At 62.7% G+C, this 17,082-nt stretch carries 14 protein-coding genes and 4 tRNA genes; all 18 read right to left on the bottom strand.

The features are described 5' to 3' along the window. Nucleotides 1-11 precede the first annotated feature (11 nt). The 18 genes from G3574_RS16985 to lepA all read right to left on the bottom strand — a co-directional run bounded on the left by G3574_RS16985 (nt 12) and on the right by lepA (nt 16,944). Complete coding sequence (locus G3574_RS16985) at nt 12-1,307, bottom strand: sigma-54 interaction domain-containing protein (RefSeq protein ID WP_163965641.1); 1,296 nt, start codon at nt 1,305-1,307, stop codon at nt 12-14. Next, complete coding sequence (locus G3574_RS16980) at nt 1,304-4,363, bottom strand: peptidase domain-containing ABC transporter (RefSeq protein WP_163965638.1); 3,060 nt, start codon at nt 4,361-4,363, stop codon at nt 1,304-1,306. Before G3574_RS16980 ends, G3574_RS16985 begins: the two co-directional genes overlap by 4 nt. Before the next feature lie 28 nt (nt 4,364-4,391). Then, nucleotides 4,392-5,144 (bottom strand): peptidylprolyl isomerase, encoded by a 753-nt coding sequence (locus G3574_RS16975; protein WP_163965635.1) that lies wholly within the window; start codon nt 5,142-5,144, stop codon nt 4,392-4,394. Nucleotides 5,145-5,445: 301 nt separating this feature from the next. Next, a tRNA-Leu gene (locus G3574_RS16970) sits at nt 5,446-5,537 on the bottom strand. 61 nt (nt 5,538-5,598) lie between these two features. Then, nucleotides 5,599-5,672: transfer RNA gene (locus G3574_RS16965), tRNA-Cys, on the bottom strand. A 116-nt stretch (nt 5,673-5,788) separates the two neighbouring features. Then, nucleotides 5,789-5,864: transfer RNA gene (locus tag G3574_RS16960), tRNA-Gly, on the bottom strand. Nucleotides 5,865-5,994: 130 nt separating this feature from the next. Next, nucleotides 5,995-6,070: transfer RNA gene (locus G3574_RS16955), tRNA-Gly, on the bottom strand. 61 nt (nt 6,071-6,131) lie between these two features. After that, nucleotides 6,132-6,731: a CDP-diacylglycerol--glycerol-3-phosphate 3-phosphatidyltransferase gene (pgsA, locus tag G3574_RS16950; RefSeq protein ID WP_163965632.1), complete on the bottom strand. Its 600-nt coding sequence runs from the start codon at nt 6,729-6,731 to the stop codon at nt 6,132-6,134. Nucleotides 6,732-6,804: 73 nt separating this feature from the next. Then, nucleotides 6,805-8,691: an excinuclease ABC subunit UvrC gene (gene uvrC, locus G3574_RS16945; protein ID WP_163965629.1), complete on the bottom strand. Its 1,887-nt coding sequence runs from the start codon at nt 8,689-8,691 to the stop codon at nt 6,805-6,807. 14 nt (nt 8,692-8,705) lie between these two features. Continuing rightward, entirely contained in the window at nt 8,706-9,758 is a 1,053-nt protein-coding gene (nagZ, locus tag G3574_RS16940) for a beta-N-acetylhexosaminidase (protein ID WP_163965626.1), read from the bottom strand. Next, nucleotides 9,755-10,147 carry a holo-ACP synthase gene (gene acpS, locus G3574_RS16935; protein ID WP_163965624.1) on the bottom strand — a complete coding sequence of 131 codons (393 nt, stop codon included), beginning with the start codon at nt 10,145-10,147 and terminating at the stop codon, nt 9,755-9,757. The genes nagZ and acpS overlap by 4 nt, the downstream gene beginning before the upstream one ends. Further along, nucleotides 10,144-10,911, bottom strand: a complete 768-nt coding sequence (gene pdxJ, locus G3574_RS16930) for a pyridoxine 5'-phosphate synthase (RefSeq protein ID WP_163965621.1) — start codon at nt 10,909-10,911, stop codon at nt 10,144-10,146. The genes acpS and pdxJ overlap by 4 nt, the downstream gene beginning before the upstream one ends. A 42-nt stretch (nt 10,912-10,953) precedes the next feature. Further along, nucleotides 10,954-11,793: a DNA repair protein RecO gene (gene recO, locus G3574_RS16925; RefSeq protein ID WP_163965617.1), complete on the bottom strand. Its 840-nt coding sequence runs from the start codon at nt 11,791-11,793 to the stop codon at nt 10,954-10,956. A gap of 12 nt (nt 11,794-11,805) precedes the next feature. Beyond that, on the bottom strand, nt 11,806-12,711 hold the full coding sequence (gene era, locus G3574_RS16920) for a GTPase Era (RefSeq protein WP_163965614.1): 906 nt from the start codon (nt 12,709-12,711) through the stop codon (nt 11,806-11,808). After that, entirely contained in the window at nt 12,708-13,787 is a 1,080-nt protein-coding gene (rnc, locus tag G3574_RS16915; protein WP_163965612.1) for a ribonuclease III, read from the bottom strand. The genes era and rnc overlap by 4 nt, the downstream gene beginning before the upstream one ends. A 58-nt stretch (nt 13,788-13,845) precedes the next feature. Continuing rightward, the gene (locus tag G3574_RS16910) at nt 13,846-14,217 is read right to left on the bottom strand and encodes a DUF4845 domain-containing protein (RefSeq protein ID WP_163965610.1); all 372 of its coding nucleotides are present in this window, start codon (nt 14,215-14,217) and stop codon (nt 13,846-13,848) included. A gap of 25 nt (nt 14,218-14,242) precedes the next feature. Next, a complete protein-coding gene (lepB, locus tag G3574_RS16905) occupies nt 14,243-15,154 on the bottom strand; it encodes a signal peptidase I (RefSeq protein ID WP_163965608.1) in 912 nt (303 codons plus the stop codon). Beyond that, nucleotides 15,151-16,944 (bottom strand): translation elongation factor 4, encoded by a 1,794-nt coding sequence (gene lepA, locus G3574_RS16900; RefSeq protein ID WP_163965606.1) that lies wholly within the window; start codon nt 16,942-16,944, stop codon nt 15,151-15,153. Before lepA ends, lepB begins: the two co-directional genes overlap by 4 nt. Between the last annotated feature and the right edge of the window lie 138 nt (nt 16,945-17,082).

Here is a 17,082-nt window from a genome sequence, read left to right as displayed (position 1 = left end):
GGGCCGCATCGTCAGGCCCCGGCCCCGCCTTGCGGAGGACGAGGCTTGCGGAAATCCTTGGAATGGATGCCGTGCTTCTTCAGCAGCATCTGGAGATGCGAGCGGTTCATGTCGCAACGCCGGGCGAGCTCCGCCACCGTCCCGCCGACTTCGGTCAGGCCGCGCTCGAGGAAAGCGCGCTCCGCCTCGTCGCTCGCCGCACGCTTTGCATCGCTGAGAGAACTCGGTGCGATTGCCTGAGACGCCATCGTTTCCGGCAGGCTGGCCTGCGGAACGCCTGCCTTCGGCCGGATGTCCTCTGGCAGGTGGCCGATGTCCGCCGTTTCACCGGCCAGGCAGGCAAGGCGATAGACCAGGTTGCGCAGTTCCCGGATGTTGCCGGGGTAGGCATAGTTGAGCAGGAAATCCCGCAGCCGCGGCGTCATCTTGATGGGCCGGCGTTTCAGCGCCTCGGCGGCTTCATCCCCGTAATAGGCCAGCAGCAGCGGAATCTCATCCTTGCGCTCGCGCAGCGCCGGCAGCGTGACATGAATCACGCTCAGCCGATAGAAAAGGTCTTCGCGGAAGGTTCCCTCCTCGATCAGCTTGCGCAGGTTCTTGTTCGTCGCCGCCACGATGCGCGCATCGACGTGGATGATTTCGTCCGAACCCACCCGCTGGATTTCGTGGGACTGCAAAACGCGCAGCAGCTTGACCTGGCCGGTCAGCGGCATTTCGCCGATCTCGTCGAGGAAGATGGTGCCCTTGTGCGCGCTCTCGAACTTTCCCTTGCGGTCATTGCTGGCGCCGGTGAATGCCCCCTTCTTGTGGCCGAACAGTTCGGATTCGAGCAGGTTGTCCGGGATCGCTCCGCAGTTGACAGAAATGTACGGCTTGTCGGCACGCGAACCGTTGGCATGGATCACCTTGGCCATCAGCTCCTTGCCGGTACCGCTTTCGCCATCGATCAGCACCGGCAGGTCGGTCGGCGCGGCCTTCTCCGCCACTTCCAGCGCGTCGAGCAGCTTGGGGTTGTCGCCGAAGGTGCCTTCGAACACGAAGCTGCGCGCCAGCAGCGCCTGCCGGCGCTCGCCAGGCGTCTGTTCCACCGGCTCCGCGTCGCTGGTGGCGGCCTGCACGAAGCGCTCCTTGTGGGATAGCTGCATCACTTCGTCGCGCAGCGCATGCGATTGCCGCAGCAGCTTCTCGATGTCCGCGCGTTCCAGCCGCGATGCCCAGCGCAGCGTCGAACTCAGGATTTCGATCTTCTCCAGCAGCCCGGCGTACGACATCACCGAGCCGCGTCCACCGGGATTGTAGAGTTTCATGCCGCGCTCAACTGTTTTTGAACAAGCTGGTAATACATGCCGCGCCGGTCCACCAGTTCATCATGCTTGCCCTGCTCGACGATCGATCCTTCGTACAGGACGAGGATCTTGTCGGCCCGCATGATGGTGCTCAGGCGGTGCGCGATGATGACGGCGGTGCGTCCCTTGAGTATCTCCCCCATGTTGCCGATGATGTTGCTTTCCGATTGCGTGTCGAGCGCGGAGGTGGCTTCGTCGAACACGAGCAGGCGCGGATCGTGGTAGAGCGCGCGGGCGATGCAGAGGCGCTGGATCTGGCCGCCGGACAGGCCGACGCCGCGCTCGCCCACCACCTGTTCGTAGCTCATCGGCATCTTGCTGATGAAGCCGTGCGCATCGGCCATCTTCGCCACTTCCTCGATGCGGCGGCGGTCGGGGCTTTCGTCGCCGCTGGCAATGTTCTCCGCGATGGTGCCGGAGAACAGGAGGTTGCTTTGCATGACGTAGCCGACCTGGGCGCGGAAATATTCCTTGTCGATGTTGTTGACGTCATAGCCGTCGACGATGATCTTGCCTTCGGTCGGCGTGTAGAAGCCGACCAGCAGCTTGGCGAGCGTGGTCTTGCCGGAGCCGCTGCGGCCGACGATGGCGATCAGTTCGCCCGGCTTGATGTCGAGGCTGATGTTTTCCAGCACATACTGGGTATCGTTGCCGCCGTAGCGGAAATAGATGTTCTCGAGCTTGATTTCCCCCTGCAGGTCGGGCAGGACCACGCGCGACGCAAGATCCTGCGGCCGCTGTTCGGGCTCCATGTCGAGCACGTCGCCCAGCCGTTCCATCGCCACCCCGGCATCGTTGAGGCGGCTCCAGAGGCCGACCAGGCCCATCAGCGGAGCGAGCACGCTGCCCATGAGGGAATTGAAGGCGATCAGCTGGCCGATGGACAGCTTGTGCTGCAGCACGAGGTCCGCCCCGACCCAGAGGATGGCGATGGTGGTCGATGCATTCAGGATCTGGCTGACGAGACCGACCACGATGTTGAACGTCTGCGCCTTGTACTGCATGTCCAGCGCCTTGGCGTATTTCTTTTCCCACTTCAGGCGCACCGGACGCTCGATGCCCATGCCCTTGATCGTTTCCACCCCGCCCAGGGTTTCCATCAGGTGCGCCTTGGCGTCGGTCGCGGCGGCGAAGACGTCGCGGGCATACGTCTTGACCCGCGGCGTCACGAACACCGTGAGCGCGATGATGGGAATGACGAAGGCGATGAGCACCATCGTCATGGTGACGTTGTACAAGAACATGATGGTGAAATAGATGAACACCATCAGCAGGTTCAGCATCGTGGTGACGGTGGATTCCGTCAGGAAGTTGCGTATCGTCGCGTTTTCCTCGAAGCGCGCGAGGATGTCGCCGGTCTTGCGCTTCGCGAAGAAGGAGAACGGCAATGACATGGTGTGCTTGAAGAAGTGCGACATCATGGAAAAGTCCATGTTGCGCACCATGAAGTTCGCGAGGAAGGCGCGCACCGTCGACATCAGCTGCGTGAACAGGTTGGAGACGATGAGGCCCAGGATCAGCAGATGCAGCAGGCTCACGTTCTGGTGCACGATCACCCCGTCCAGGATGTTCTGGATGATCATCGGCGGCACGATGCCCAGAACCTGGATCACGAAGGTCGCGAGGAACAAGTGGGCCAGCACCTTGCGGTAAGGCCTCAGGTAGCCGACGAAGCGTATCCAGGGCGAGCGCGTTGCCGCGATCTGCACCAGGTTCTGCCCCGGCGTGAAGACGAGGCAGGTACCGCTCCAGCCGCGCTCGAATTCCTCGACGCTCAGCTTCTTGAATCCCACGGCCGGGTCGGCGATCCACACCTGCTTCTTGGAAACGCCGTAGACGATGATGTAGTGATAGCCTTCCCAGTGCGCGATGAAAGGCAGCTCGAAGCCGAGGATGGCCTCATAGGTGCACTGGACGCCGCGCGTCGAGAAGCCGAGCGATTCGCCCGCTCGGGCGAGGCTGTCCAGCGTCGCGCCCTGCGTGGTCACGTTAGCGAGCTCGCGCAGCTTGCCCAGCGTCATGGAGATGTTGTACTGCTTGCAGATCATCGCGAGGCAGGCTGCCCCACAGTCCATCTCTTCCGCCTGCTCGACCAGCGCGAAGCGCTTGATGACGCGCTCTCCCGCCTCCGGCTTCGATTGCAGGTCGAGGATGACCGGGCGCTTGCGGCGTTCCGCGAGTTTCTTTTGCCGCTGCAGCTCCCGTTCGACATAACGGATCCGGTCTTCCAGAGCCTCGCGCAGCCTGGGATTGCGCTCCAGGATCTGGTGGATGGTCTTCTCGGGGATGACGAGCAAAGTGGCGTCGGTCGAGGCCACCACCGTGGCCACCTGTTCCTGCCGCATCAGGCATGCCTTCTCGCCGAAGATCTCGCCCTGCCGCAGCGTCGCCAGCGGGTAGTCAGTGCCCTCTTCCGTGCGCATCAGCTTGACCTCGCCGTGCCGCACCACGTAGAGCCGGCGGTCTTCGCGCGAATCCTGCCGCAGGATTTCCTTCCCTGCCGGCGCGCGCTTGACGCCAACGCTGCGGATGAATTCCTCGAGTTCCTTGCGGTCGACCTTGCCGCGCAGATCGAAAAGCTGGGTCACGAAACCGCCCGCGGAGCTGATCGCCACGTAGCTGGTCACGAAGTCCAGCGCGGCGCGATTTCGGTGGATGATGGGCGCCGCGGCTTCGCGCGGGATGAACAGCAGCTCGGTCTTGACGGATGCGCGCACGGAAAACTCGTGCCAGTGCTCGCGCAGCATCGCCAGCTCGCCGAACACTTCGCCGGACTTGCGCACGCCGAGGCTGGTTTCCTTGCCGTTCTGTTCGGTGAAGACGCGCACCGATCCGGCTTTCACGATGCACAGGCCCCCGGCAGCTTCGCCGGCGGTACAGATCGTGTCGCCGAAGCCGAAGAACTTCGATTCCGCCTGCTGGGCCAGCTGGTCGAGTTCATCGCGCGTCAGCGCGGAGAGGATTTCCACCGACGCCAGGAAGTCGGTGAGCGGATGGAGTTCGGAGGAAGCGTCCATGCTGGCGCAATCTCGTGGGGGGCGTGGATCAGCGGGCTTCGATCACGTGTTCCTGGGCTCGCGCCAACAGCCAGTCTTCGCGAAGCAGGCGCCGCACCTCCGCCGACGTGTCTTCATCCAGCTTCGCAGGGTACTTCGCATCTACCCGGAAAATTTCGAAAAAGGAACGATCGCCTGATGGGAAAGGCCCGAGCAGGTCGCCAACGGCGGCGTTGAACACCTTCGCTTCGATGTCGGTCTTCAGCGATCCGCGAAGCACCTTGCCGATGTGTCCGCCGCGCTCCCGCGTATCCGCCACGGAATACTCGCGCGCCATGTCGGCGAAACTGTCGGGGTCGTCCCTCAGCACCGACATCATTTCCTTGGCCTTGCCCTCGGCGTCGAGGACCATGTGGCTGACCTCGATGGCGTCGAACTTGGGCGAGTTGAGCTGGAAATAGGATTCGACAGCCTTGTCGCTGCAAACCTGGGCCATCATCTTTTCATGATAGAGGCTGTCCGTGATGAACACCTCGAAGTCGTCGAGGGTCACGCCAAGCGCATTCAGGTAATTGTTCATGTCGGCTGCCCGATGCAAACCCTGTACGCGCCTGAACTGATCCGCGCGTTCCTGGATGTCTTCGACAGCCACCTGGAGGCCGGCCTTCCGCGCCGCCTTCACGGTCAGCTTGTCCCGCACCATTTGCTCGATCAAGCCTTCGAACTGCCCGGTGAGCTTCAGGACCTTGATGAAGTCATCCGTACCGATCACCTCATCGTCGATGCGCACTATCGCCGTCATCTTCCGCTCCTTTCCAGGGTGCAGCCGCCATGTCTGGCATGGCATTTAGAGAATGATCGGACAAGGCGGTTCGCAAGGAAAGGCCCTGCGATGTGAGCCGGCGCAATAATGGACGCATTAGGCGGCGGGCTTGTGTTGGGTTGGGGTTTGCTGTTTCGCGAAGGTGTCGGTGCCGGACAACCTGTTTATCCATGGCGACATTTGCCGGCTGCGCAGAAGCCCATGACGCCGATGCCGCAGCGAGGGCATGGCGATTCAGGAAATGATTGGAGGTGGAGCAGGAGAGGGGGTAGCAATGCCGTGGTGCCCGAGACCGGGGTCGAACCGGTACGCCGCCTCTCAGCAAGCGGCGGATTTTAAGTCCGCTGTGTCTACCAATTTCACCACTCGGGCGCGCAAGAGCGCAGTTTGCTACAGATACAAAAAAAGCGCACGTGGCGCTTTTTAGGAAAACTGGAGGCGGGGGTCGGAATTGAACCGGCGTAGACGGCTTTGCAGGCCGCTGCATAACCACTTTGCTACCCCGCCACGGGTGGTTATTCTAACCACAAAACGGAAACCGTGCTGCATACGCCGGACAACCTGTGAAGCGGAATATCGCGGACGTAGTGGACAACAAACATTGACTCGTCATCCGGGGAATCTGGAGCGGGAAAAGGGGCTCGAACCCTCGACCTCAACCTTGGCAAGGTTGCGCTCTACCAACTGAGCTATTCCCGCATGGTGCTGCTTCGTACCGGTGATGCCATGGCATGCATGCGCATCGCTTGATACAGGACAGATAACACAACGTTACCCACCCACTTAAATAAAAAAGGAAGCTTGTTTAGAAGCTTCCTTTCAGAACCTCTGGAGCGGGAAAAGGGTCTCGAACCCTCGACCTCAACCTTGGCAAGGTTGCGCTCTACCAACTGAGCTATTCCCGCGTCGACAACAGACGTGCATTATAGAGGACTGAGGTTTCTTGTCAAGCGATGCACCTGCTTCTCATGAACGCCCGGCGGCATCGCCCTCGTCCGTCTTTTCCTTGATCAGCGGCCAGGCCTTCCTCAGGTAGTAGAACATCGACCACACCGTGAGCACCGCGGCGATGACCAGCAGCCAAGCGCCCCAGTAGCGGGTGTCGATCACGCCGAACAGCGTGTCGCTGTACAGCAGCATGGGAATGGCGATCATCTGCGCCGTGGTCTTGATCTTGCCGATGGAACTGACCGCCACCGACTTGGAGGCGCCGATCAGCGCCATCCATTCGCGCAAGGCGGATATGGCGATTTCCCGGCCGATGATGATGAAGGCGATCACCGCGTTGACGCGCTCGAATTCCACCAGCACCAGCAAGGCGCCGGCAACCATGAGCTTGTCGGCCACGGGGTCGAGGAAGGCGCCGAAGGAAGAGGTTTCGTTCCAGCGCCGGGCGAGATAGCCGTCGAACCAGTCGGTGATGGCGGCGACGATGAAGACCGTGGTCGACGCCACGCCCTTGCCGAATGGCGTGAGCCAGACGTCCGGCAGGTAGAACACGCCGACCACGAGCGGAATCAGGGCTACGCGCAGCCAGGTCAGGAGAATCGGGATATTGAAAGGCATATGTCGGCGTCCGGAGTTTCGCCATTATCGCGTGGAAATTGACAGCACTGCAATCTGCCGGGTTTCGGCGGCATCAATGAAGCTGCTTGTAGATTTCCTCCGCGAGCTTGAGCGAAATGCCGTCGACCGAGGCGAGGTCCTCGATGCTCGCGTCGGCGACGCCGCGCAGGCCGCCGAACCGGGCGAGCAGCTTCTGGCGGCGCTTGGCGCCGATGCCTTCGATCTCTTCCAGCCGGGAGGTCTGGCGGGCCTTGGCGCGCTTGGCGCGCATGCCAGTGATGGCGAAGCGGTGGGCCTCGTCGCGGATCTGGGCGATGAGCATCAGCGCGGCCGATTCCTTGCCCAGTTCGAGGGCTAGCCGCTCGTCGGCGAACACCAGGGTTTCGAGGCCGACCTTGCGCCCTTCCCCCTTGGCAACGCCGACCAGCTGGCTGATGTCGAGGCCGAGTTCGCTGAACACCTGCCGCGCCATTTCCACCTGGCCCTTGCCGCCATCGATAAGCACGATGTCGGGCATGACGCCGTCGCCGTTGGCCACCTTCTCGTAGCGCCGCATCAGGACCTGGCGCATGGCGGCGTAGTCGTCGCCGGGCGTGATGTCATTGATGTTGTAGCGGCGGTACTCGCTGTTCTGCATGGCATGGTGGTGGAACACCACGCAGGATGCCTGGGTCGCTTCGCCCTGGGTATGGCTGATGTCGAAACACTCGATGCGCAGGGCGTCGAGGTCTTCGGCGTCGAGGTTGAGCGCCTCGGCGAGCGCCCGGGTGCGGGCCTGCTGGGAACCCTGCTCCGAAAGCAGGCGCGCCAGGGCGATCTCGGCGCCCTTCTGCGCCATTTCCAGCCACTGCCGGCGCTGTCCCTGGGGCTGGAAGACGAGGTTGATGCGGTGTCCGCACTGCTCGGCCAGCGCCATCATCAGCGCGGGCTCGTCGAATTCGACGTTGAGGATCAGCGTCGCCGGCGTGAACTTGTCGATGTAATGCTGGGCCAGGAAGGCCTTGAGCACCTCCTGGTCGACGGAGTCGGGCGCATCGGCCGCTCCCTCGGCGGCGCTGCCGAGGGCATTGTCGACATGCGTCGGGAAATAGGCACGGTCGCCGAGGTGCCGGCCGCCGCGCACCATGGCGAGGTTGACGCAGGCGCGTCCGCCCTGCACGAGCACGGCGATGATGTCGATGTCGGCATCGCCGACGGTTTCCATGGTTTGCTGGTGCAGCACGCGGGACAGCGCGGTGATCTGGTTGCGCACCGCGGCCGCCTGTTCGAACTTCAGGTCGGCGGCGAAGGCATGCATCTTCTTTTCGAGCGCCTCCATCACTTCGGTCTGCCGGCCGCGCAGGAACTTGGCGGCATTCTCGACATCGAGCGAATAGTCCTCGGGACTGACCAGGTTGACGCAGGGGCCGCTGCACCGCTGGATCTGATGCAGCAGGCAAGGACGGGTGCGGTTGGCGAAGACGGTATCCTCGCAGGTGCGGAGGCGGAAAACCTTCTGCAGGATCTGCATCGATTCCTTGACCGCCCAGGCGCTGGGAAAGGGACCGAAATACTGGTTCTTCTTGTCGACCGCGCCCCGGTAGTAGGCCATGCGCGGCACGGGCTGGCTGGTAATCTTGAGGTAGGGATAAGACTTGTCGTCGCGAAACAGGATGTTGTAGCGCGGCTGCAGGGTCTTGATGAGATTGTTTTCCAGCAGCAGCGCCTCCGCCTCGCTGCGCGTGACCGTGGTTTCCATGCGCACGATCTTTTCCACCATCATGGCGGTGCGCGGGCTGGCGAGATTGCGCTGGAAATAGCTCGACACCCGCTTCTTGAGGTCGCGCGCCTTGCCGACGTAGAGCAGGTTGTTGCCGGTATCGAAATAGCGGTAGACGCCGGGCAGGTGCGGCAGCTTGGAGACTTCCTCCAGCAGGGCTGCGCGCGGATCGGGGGCTGCGGTGTCGGCCTGGTCGGACATGCGTGCTCCGGGGATCAGTCGGCCATCAGCGACTTGATGGTCTTGCGGGCGGCGAGATAGCGCGCATCGCGCTGCAGCGCGTCCCAGCCGAGGAAGTCGCCTTGCGGCACCATCGCCGCGATGCGCGCCGAGGACGCCCGGGCCGCCTCTTCATCGGCAATCCGCAGTCCGTCGAGCAGCTGGTCCGCCTTGTCCGGGGAATTGCAGATGAGGACCATGTCGCAGCCGGCCTTGAGGGCGGCATGGGCGCCGTCGACCACCGTACCGGCGACGCTTGCGCCTTCCATGCTCAGGTCATCGCTGAAGATCACGCCCTGGAAGTTGAAGTCCTTGCGCAGCATGCGCAGCCACTTGCGGGAAAAGCCGGCGGGATGCTTGTCGACCTTGGGGTAGATGACATGCGCCGGCATGACGGCGGCGAGTCCAAGCCCCATCCAGCCGTACGGAGCGGCGTCGTCCTTCACGATCTCGTCAAGGGTGCGCTCATCCACGGGGATGGCGACATGGGAGTCCGCTTCGGCGTAGCCGTGGCCGGGATAATGCTTCCCGCAGTTGGCCATGCCGGCCAGCGCTAGGCCGTGGTTGAGGCTCTTGGCGAGCACGGCCACCACGCGCGGATCACGGTGGAAGGCGCGGTCGCCGATGACGCCGGACTGGCCGAAGTCGAGGTCGAGCACCGGGGTGAACGAGAGGTCGACGCCGCAGGCACGCAACTCGGCGGCCAGCACGAAGCCGACGTCGGTGGCGGCGCGCGTGGCTTCGAGCACGTCCCGGTCCCACAATTCGCCGAGCTTGCGCATCGCCGGCAGGCGGGTGAAGCCATCGGTCTTGAAGCGCTGCACGCGCCCGCCTTCGTGGTCGACCGCGATCAGCACGCCGGGGCGCGCCATGTGGATTGCTTCGGTCAGCGCGCACAGCTGGCGGCGATCCTGAAAATTGCGCGCGAACAAGATCACGCCGCCGGTAAACGGATGCTGGATGCGGCGAATGTCCTGCTCGTCGAGGCTGGTGCCGACCACGTCCAGCATCACCGGTCCGAGAGGCGTGCGGGTTGTTGTTGTGTTCATCGTTTCTCCACTATGACGAACGCGACCGCGTAATCGGATTCGTCCGTGATCGAGACCTGCGCGGTCAGGCCGTGTTGTTCCATGAATTCCTTGAGCGTGCCGCTCGTGACTGCGACCGGCTTGCCGGAAGGGGCGTTCAATGTCTGCATGGCGCGCCAGGTCATGGGCATGCGCATGCCCAGGCCGATGGCCTTGGAGAAGGCTTCCTTGGCCGCGAAGCGGGTTGCGAGGAAGCGGATGCCGCGCGCCTCGACCTTGGACTTGCGGCGCAGGTACTTCTCCATCTCTTCCGGGCCGAGGATGCGTTCGGCGAAGCGATCGCCATGGCGCGCGAGGGCCGCTTCGATGCGGGGAATCTGGATGATGTCGGTGCCGATTCCGTAGATCATTTCTTGTGGATGCCCAGGCGCGCCGCGACCATGATGGCCTTCATTTCCTTGATGGCGTTTTGCCAGCCGATGAAGACCGCCTGCGCGACGATGGCATGGCCGATGTTGAGCTCGGCGATTTCCGGGATGGCGGCGATGGCCTGCACGTTGGTGTAATGCAATCCGTGGCCGGCATTGACCTTGAGGCCCAGCCCGACGCCTTCGAGCACGCCGGCATGGACCCGGCTCAGCTCGAGGTGCGCGGCTTCCTCGGTCTGCGCGTCGGCGTAGCGGCCGGTGTGGATTTCGATGACCGGCGCGCCGGTTTCCTGCGCGGCCTTGATCTGCATGGGGTCGGCGTCGATGAACAGGGAGACGCGGATGCCGGCCGATTGCAGCGTCTTGACGGCGGCGCTGACCTCGCGGAAATGCGTCACCACGTCTAGCCCGCCCTCGGTCGTCACCTCGGCCCTGCGCTCGGGCACGAGGCAGACGTCATGGGGCTTGATGCGGCAGGCGAAGTCGATCATTTCCGGGGTCACAGCCGACTCAAGGTTCATGCGGGTGCGCAGCTGCGGGCGGATGGCCTCGACGTCGGCGTCGCGGATGTGGCGGCGGTCTTCCCGCAGGTGCAGGGTGATGCCGTCGGCGCCGGCTTCCTCCGCCAGCAGCGCGGCCTGCACCGGGTCGGGATAGACCGTGCCGCGCGCGTTGCGCAGCGTGGCGACGTGGTCGATGTTGACGCCGAGGTCGATGACGGGGGAGTTCGGGTGAAGTAGGCTCATGATGACGTGACCGTGATGATCTATGAAGAGAGGAACGCGGGTCTACAACTGCATCAAATCTATCAGAATTTGCCGGGTATTCAGCGTGGCGCCGCCAAGATGATGGGCCAACAGGTAGCGCATCAGGATCTTGCTTTGCAGCTGGGTCGTGGCGTCGCTGTAGTCTTCCCTCTCCATGTCGAGCAGGGTCTTGCCGGTCACGCGAGGGATGTTGTCGGAAGGCAGGGCGAGCCGCGGTCCCATTTCCGGATCGACCACGTAGCTGGCGCCTTCGATGACGGCCTGGCCGGTCGGCTTGCAGCGGGAGAAATCGCCGCCCACGCCGGTTTCCTTGAGCAGGGCCCGCTCGAACTTGCGCAGCACGATGGGTGCAGGCTCGTCATGGGCCAGCTCGTTGAGCGTGGCGATGTAGTGCTGGAACAGGTCGGGATGGGGATCGTCGCGTGCCAGAAGCTTGACCAGCAGCTCGTTGAGATAGAAGCCGCAGAGCAGGCCGGATTTTTCGAGCGGACGCAGGCCGCCTATCCATTCGGCGTCGATCAGGTTGCGCACCTCGGCGCGGCCGGTCCAGGAGAGGGACAGCGGCTGGAAGGTCTGGAGCGCGCCGCGCAGCTTGGAATGCGGCCGCTTGGCGCCTTTCGCCACCAGCGCCACGCGCCCGAAATCGCGGGAAAACACGTCGACGATGAGGCTGGTTTCCTTGTAGGGATAGCTGTGCAGGACAAATCCCGGCTGGCTGGTGATGCGGACTTCCTGCTTGGGCGCGCGCGCACTGCCCGACGGCTTGCGCGCGGCGGTCTTGCCGCCGGCGGTCCTGGCGCCGGACGGCGTCGTGCCGGCGGGTGCGTCAATGCCTTGCGGCGTGACCGAGTCCGTCGTCATCCGGCGCGGCGCTCACTCATAGCCATAAGCCCGCAGGCCGGCTTCGTTGTCCGCCCAGCCCGACTTCACCTTGACCCAGATTTCCAGGTAGACCGGCGCGTCGAAGAGCTTTTCCATGTCGAGCCGGGACTGGGTGGAGATTTCCTTCAGCTTGGCGCCCTTCTGTCCGATTACCATCGCCTTGTGGCTGTCGCGCTCGACCAGGATCGCGGCGAAGATGCGGCGCAGCCTGCCCTCTTCCTCGAACTTCTCGATGACCACGGTGCTGGTGTACGGCAGTTCCTCGCCCACGAACCGGAACACCTTTTCGCGCACGATTTCCGCTGCAAGGAATTTTTCCGAGCGGTCGGTGATGTCGTCCGGACCGAAGGCAGGCGGATTGTGGGGCAGGTACCGCTCGATTTCCTTTTCCAGCGCATCGAGCTGGAAACGCTGCTTGGCCGACACGGGCACCACGCTGGCAAACGACCTTTCCGCGGCCACCTGCTGTGCGAAGGGCATGAGCACGGCCTTGTCCTTCATGCGGTCTGCCTTGTTGATCACGAGGATGACTGGCACGTTGGCGGGAAGCAGCTCCATCACCTGCTTGTCGGCAGCGCCGTAGGTGCCGGCCTCGACGATGAAGAGGATCACGTCGGCCGCGGTCAGGGTATTGGTGACCGTGCGGTTCAGGGTGCGGTTGAGCGCGTTCGAGTGCCGCGTCTGGAAGCCGGGCGTGTCGACGTAGATGAACTGTGCGTTGTCGCGCGTCTGAATGCCGGTGATGCGGTGGCGCGTGGTCTGCGCCTTGCGCGAGGTGATGCTGACCTTGGCGCCGATCAGGGCGTTCATCAGGGTCGATTTGCCGACATTGGGGCGGCCAACGATGGCGATGTAGCCGCAGCGGAAATCCGCGGCGGCATCGGGAGTGTCTGTCATGCGCTTTTCGATTGATTGGTCACCGGGGCTGCCGGCGTGAGGTCGAGCGTCGGGTGGTCGGCGCCTGCAGGGCCGGCCGCCGGCGCGTCCATGTCGGCGGCGGCTCCGGCGTCAGGCGGCAGTTCTCTGCCGTCCTGCTTGCCGGACGTTTCCGCCTTGTCTGTCTTGTCGGCTTTGTCCGCCCTGTCGGCTTTGTCTGCCTTCTCCGGCTTGCCGTCGGATCGCAAGTCCAGCTTTGCCTGCTGGCTGGACGACTTCGCCAGGATCTTCGCCGGCTTCCTGCCTTCCTCGGCGGGTGCGGCGGCCGGCGCCATCGGCGTATCCGGCTGGATCGTGGCGATGCCCGCAAGCTTGAGCTGCGAAGCCCGCGGCCGGCTCTTCTTGGTGCCGGTCGCGCTCTTCGCCAGGACTTGCTGGACGGCTTCCAGCGCGAGCTTGGCAGCGGCCTGCTCGCCAGCCCGGCGGCTGCCGCCGGTGCCGAACACCTGGATGTCCAGCTTGGGAACGAGGCACTCGATCTCGAATTCCTGGTTGTGCGCCGCGCCGTGGGTCGCGACCACGTTGTACTGGGGCAGCGCGATCTTCTTGCCCTGGAGAAATTCCTGCAGCAAGGTCTTGGCATCCTTGCCGAGCGTTTTCGGATCGACCGACTCGAGGATGGGGATGTACAGGGAGCGGATCACGTCGCGCGCGGCATTGAAGCCGGCATCGAGGAAGATTGCGCCAAACAGGGCTTCAAGCGTGTCGGCGAGGATGGAGGGGCGACGGAAGCCGCCCGACTTCAGCTCGCCCTCGCCCAGCCGCAGGAATTGCGACAACTCGATGCGCTGGGCGATTTCATAGAGGGACTGCTGCTTGACCAGGTTCGCTCTCAGGCGTGAGAGGTCGCCTTCGTCGATCTTGTTGTAACGTTCGAACAGAAGCGAGGCAACGACGCAGTTGAGGACGGAATCGCCCAGGAATTCAAGGCGTTCGTTGTGCAGGCTGCTGTGGCTGCGATGTGTCAGGGCCTGCTGCAGCAACGCAGCATCCTTGAACACGTGGCCCAGCCTTTCCTGCAGTAACGTGAAATCCATTGAATTCCTAGCCTTCCATTTCCCCTTGTCGGTACAAGCGCGCGCTGATCAAAGACTTTTACTTGGCGGTCGAACTGGCTTCGTAGTCCAGCACCAGGCTGGCGGGTCCGAACAGCGGAATCTTCTTCTGGTATGCAACGCTGACGTCGTACTTGCCGTCGGCATTCTTCTTGATATCCAGGTCCTTGCCCGTGACGGAATCGATGTACGTCGTTTCGCGCTGGCGGTCGAAGGAGGTCTGGATTTCGGCGGCGGTATTTCCGGTCGCCGCAGCCTGGTTGATCGCTTTCTTGACGGCCATGAACTCCGTGACGGTCGGCACGACCTTGAGGCCGATCACGGCGAGCACGGCGACGATGGCCATCACGAACAGGAAGCCTACCAGTGAAAGACCACGCTGCCTGCCTTGAGATTCCGGATGACGCTGCATTTACACACTCCCAGGATAACTTTTGTCAGTGAAAGCTGCCGATCCGGCGGAAATTACCCAGGTTCATCCAGACGAAAAATGCCTTTCCGACAATGTTTTCGTTCGGCACGAAACCCCAGTAGCGGCTATCGGCACTGTTATCCCGATTATCGCCCATCATGAAGTAATGTCCAGCGGGCACCGTGCAGGTGAAGCCTTCTAGGTTGTAAGTGCATTGTTCGTGGTAAGGGAAGGCATCCGGATCCTGCACGTAGGCCGGCTTGTTTTCATCGTTGAGGATATTGTGCGTGACGGTCGGCAGGTGCTCGCTGTATTGCTTCGAGTACCGCAGCGATTCCTCGTCCAGGTAATCAGGCAGCGGCTCGTATCTGACTTCCTGTCCGTTGATGGTCAGGCGCTTGTTCCTGTAGCTGACCTTGTCGCCGGGCACCCCGATCACGCGCTTGATGTAATCCATGGACGGGTCCTTCGGATACTTGAAGACCATCACGTCTCCGCGCTGGGGATCGTTTACCTCGATGATCTTCTTGTTGATGACCGGAAGGCGGATGCCGTACACGAACTTGTTCACCAGGATCAGATCGCCGATCACGAGCGTGGGCACCATGGAGCTGGAAGGGATCTTGAACGGCTCGTAGAGGAAGGAGCGCAGGAAGAACACCAGTGCGATCACCGGGAAGAAGCTCCCGGAATATTCGATCCAGGTCGGCTGGCGCAGGATGTCCGCTTCGAGCTTCGCCCGGTCGCTGTCGTCCGTCTTGATGCCCTCTTTCTGCAGCTTCGCGTTGCGGGCGTCGAAGTCGGCCAGGGCGGCATCCGCCCGCGCCCGGCGCTGCCTGGCGAAGTGGAAGACGTCCAGGAACCAGATGATGCCGGTGAGAACGGTAAGTACGAAAAGGATTAAGGCGAAATTGCCGAGAATCGCTTGCAGATTCATTTATCTTCCACCTGTAGGATCGCCAGGAATGCTTCTTGGGGCACTTCGACCGAGCCGACCTGCTTCATGCGCTTCTTGCCGGCCTTTTGCTTTTCGAGCAGCTTGCGCTTGCGGCTGATGTCGCCGCCGTAGCACTTGGCGAGCACGTTCTTGCGCATCGCCTTGACGTTTTCGCGGGCAATGATGTTGGCGCCGATGGCCGCCTGGATGGCGACGTCGAACATCTGGCGCGGAATCAGCTCGCGCATCTTCGCGGCGACCGCCCTGCCACGGTACTGGCTCGTGGACCGGTGGACGATGATGGCCAGCGCATCGACCTTCTCGCTGTTGATGAGCATGTCCACCTTCACCACGTCGGCGGCGCGGTATTCCTTGAACTCGTAGTCCATCGAGGCGTAGCCGCGCGAGGTCGACTTGAGCTTGTCGAAGAAGTCGAGCACGATCTCGGCCATCGGCATTTCATAGGTAAGCTGCACCTGCTTGCCGTGGTAGGACATGTTGATCTGCACGCCGCGCTTCTGCGTGCACAGGGTGATCACCGAACCGACGTACTCCTGCGGCATGTACAGGTTGACGGTCACGATGGGCTCGCGGATTTCCTCGATCTTGGGCGGGTCCGGCATCTTGGACGGATTGTCGACCATGATCACGGAGCCGTCGCGCTGCACCACTTCGTACACCACGGTAGGCGCCGTGGTGATGAGGTCCATGTCGAACTCGCGCTCGAGGCGCTCCTGGACGATTTCCATGTGCAGCAGGCCGAGGAAGCCGCAGCGGAAGCCGAAGCCGAGCGCCTGGGACACTTCCGGCTCGTACATCAGCGCGGCGTCGTTGAGCTTCAGCTTTTCGAGAGAGTCGCGCAGTGCGTCGTACTGGTTGGCTTCGACCGGGAACAGGCCGGCGAACACCTGCGGCTGCACTTCCTTGAAACCGGGCAGCGGCTCCGCGGCGGGCCGGGCGGCGTGGGTAATGGTGTCGCCGACGCGCGCGGCCTTGAGCTCCTTGATGCCGGCGATGACGAAGCCTACCTGGCCCGCCGACAGTTCTTCGCGCGCCTGCGACTTGGGCGTGAAGACGCCGACGTTTTCCGTCAGGTACTGGGCGCCGGTCGCCATCAAGGAGATCTTTTCCTTCGGACGCAGGGTGCCATTGACGATGCGCACCAGCATGACCACGCCGACGTAGTTGTCGAACCAGGAGTCGATGATCAGCGCCTGCAGCGGTTCGCTGGCGCTGCCCTTGGGAGGCGGCACCTTGGCGATCAGGGATTCCAGCACGTCTTCCACGCCGAGGCCGGTCTTGGCGGAACAGCGCACCGCGTCGCCGGCATCGATGCCGATCACGTCCTCGATTTCGCCGATGGCGTTTTCCGGATCCGCGGAGGGCAGGTCGATCTTGTTCAGGACCGGCACGACTTCGACGTGGAGGTCGAGCGCGGTGTAGCAGTTGGCGACGGTCTGGGCCTCGACACCTTGCGAGGCGTCGACGACCAGCAGCGCGCCTTCGCAGGCGGACAGCGACCGGCTCACTTCGTACGAGAAGTCGACGTGGCCGGGCGTATCGATGAGGTTGAGGTTGTAGACTTGGCCGTCGCGGGCCTTGTAGGAAAGCGCGGCGGTCTGTGCCTTGATGGTGATGCCGCGCTCACGCTCCAGGTCCATGGAGTCCAGCACCTGCGCTTCCATTTCCCGATCCGACAGGCCGCCGCAGATCTGGATGATGCGGTCGGCAAGCGTGGACTTTCCGTGGTCGATGTGCGCGATGATGGAAAAATTCCGGATGTTGTTCATTCAGTAAGACGCAATTGCAAAAAAGGCGCTCCGTGCCTGGAAGGGATTCCCAGGCGAGCGCCTCATACCAAAGGAGATTCGACTGGCGGCATTTTACCGGATTTCGAGTGAGAAATCCCGGAAAATCAAGGGAATACT

It is taken from the genome of Noviherbaspirillum galbum, from assembly GCF_010974945.1.
Lineage (GTDB): Bacteria > Pseudomonadota > Gammaproteobacteria > Burkholderiales > Burkholderiaceae_D > Noviherbaspirillum > Noviherbaspirillum galbum.
Note: the sequence above shows the minus strand (reverse complement) of the source record. Positions and strands in the feature narration are given on the sequence as shown.

Bases quoted from the DNA above. Each gene is read 5' to 3' on its own strand.
- G3574_RS16985 (WP_163965641.1), bottom strand. From the start codon at position 1,307: ATGAAACTCTACAATCCCGGTGGACGCGGCTCGGTGATGTCGTACGCC.
- G3574_RS16980 (WP_163965638.1), bottom strand. From the start codon at position 4,363: ATGGACGCTTCCTCCGAACTCCATCCGCTCACCGACTTCCTGGCGTCG.
- G3574_RS16975 (WP_163965635.1), bottom strand. From the start codon at position 5,144: ATGACGGCGATAGTGCGCATCGACGATGAGGTGATCGGTACGGATGAC.
- pgsA (WP_163965632.1), bottom strand. From the start codon at position 6,731: ATGCCTTTCAATATCCCGATTCTCCTGACCTGGCTGCGCGTAGCCCTG.
- uvrC (WP_163965629.1), bottom strand. From the start codon at position 8,691: ATGTCCGACCAGGCCGACACCGCAGCCCCCGATCCGCGCGCAGCCCTG.
- nagZ (WP_163965626.1), bottom strand. From the start codon at position 9,758: ATGAACACAACAACAACCCGCACGCCTCTCGGACCGGTGATGCTGGAC.
- acpS (WP_163965624.1), bottom strand. From the start codon at position 10,147: ATGATCTACGGAATCGGCACCGACATCATCCAGATTCCCCGCATCGAA.
- pdxJ (WP_163965621.1), bottom strand. From the start codon at position 10,911: ATGAGCCTACTTCACCCGAACTCCCCCGTCATCGACCTCGGCGTCAAC.
- recO (WP_163965617.1), bottom strand. From the start codon at position 11,793: ATGACGACGGACTCGGTCACGCCGCAAGGCATTGACGCACCCGCCGGC.
- era (WP_163965614.1), bottom strand. From the start codon at position 12,711: ATGACAGACACTCCCGATGCCGCCGCGGATTTCCGCTGCGGCTACATC.
- rnc (WP_163965612.1), bottom strand. From the start codon at position 13,787: ATGGATTTCACGTTACTGCAGGAAAGGCTGGGCCACGTGTTCAAGGAT.
- G3574_RS16910 (WP_163965610.1), bottom strand. From the start codon at position 14,217: ATGCAGCGTCATCCGGAATCTCAAGGCAGGCAGCGTGGTCTTTCACTG.
- lepB (WP_163965608.1), bottom strand. From the start codon at position 15,154: ATGAATCTGCAAGCGATTCTCGGCAATTTCGCCTTAATCCTTTTCGTA.
- lepA (WP_163965606.1), bottom strand. From the start codon at position 16,944: ATGAACAACATCCGGAATTTTTCCATCATCGCGCACATCGACCACGGA.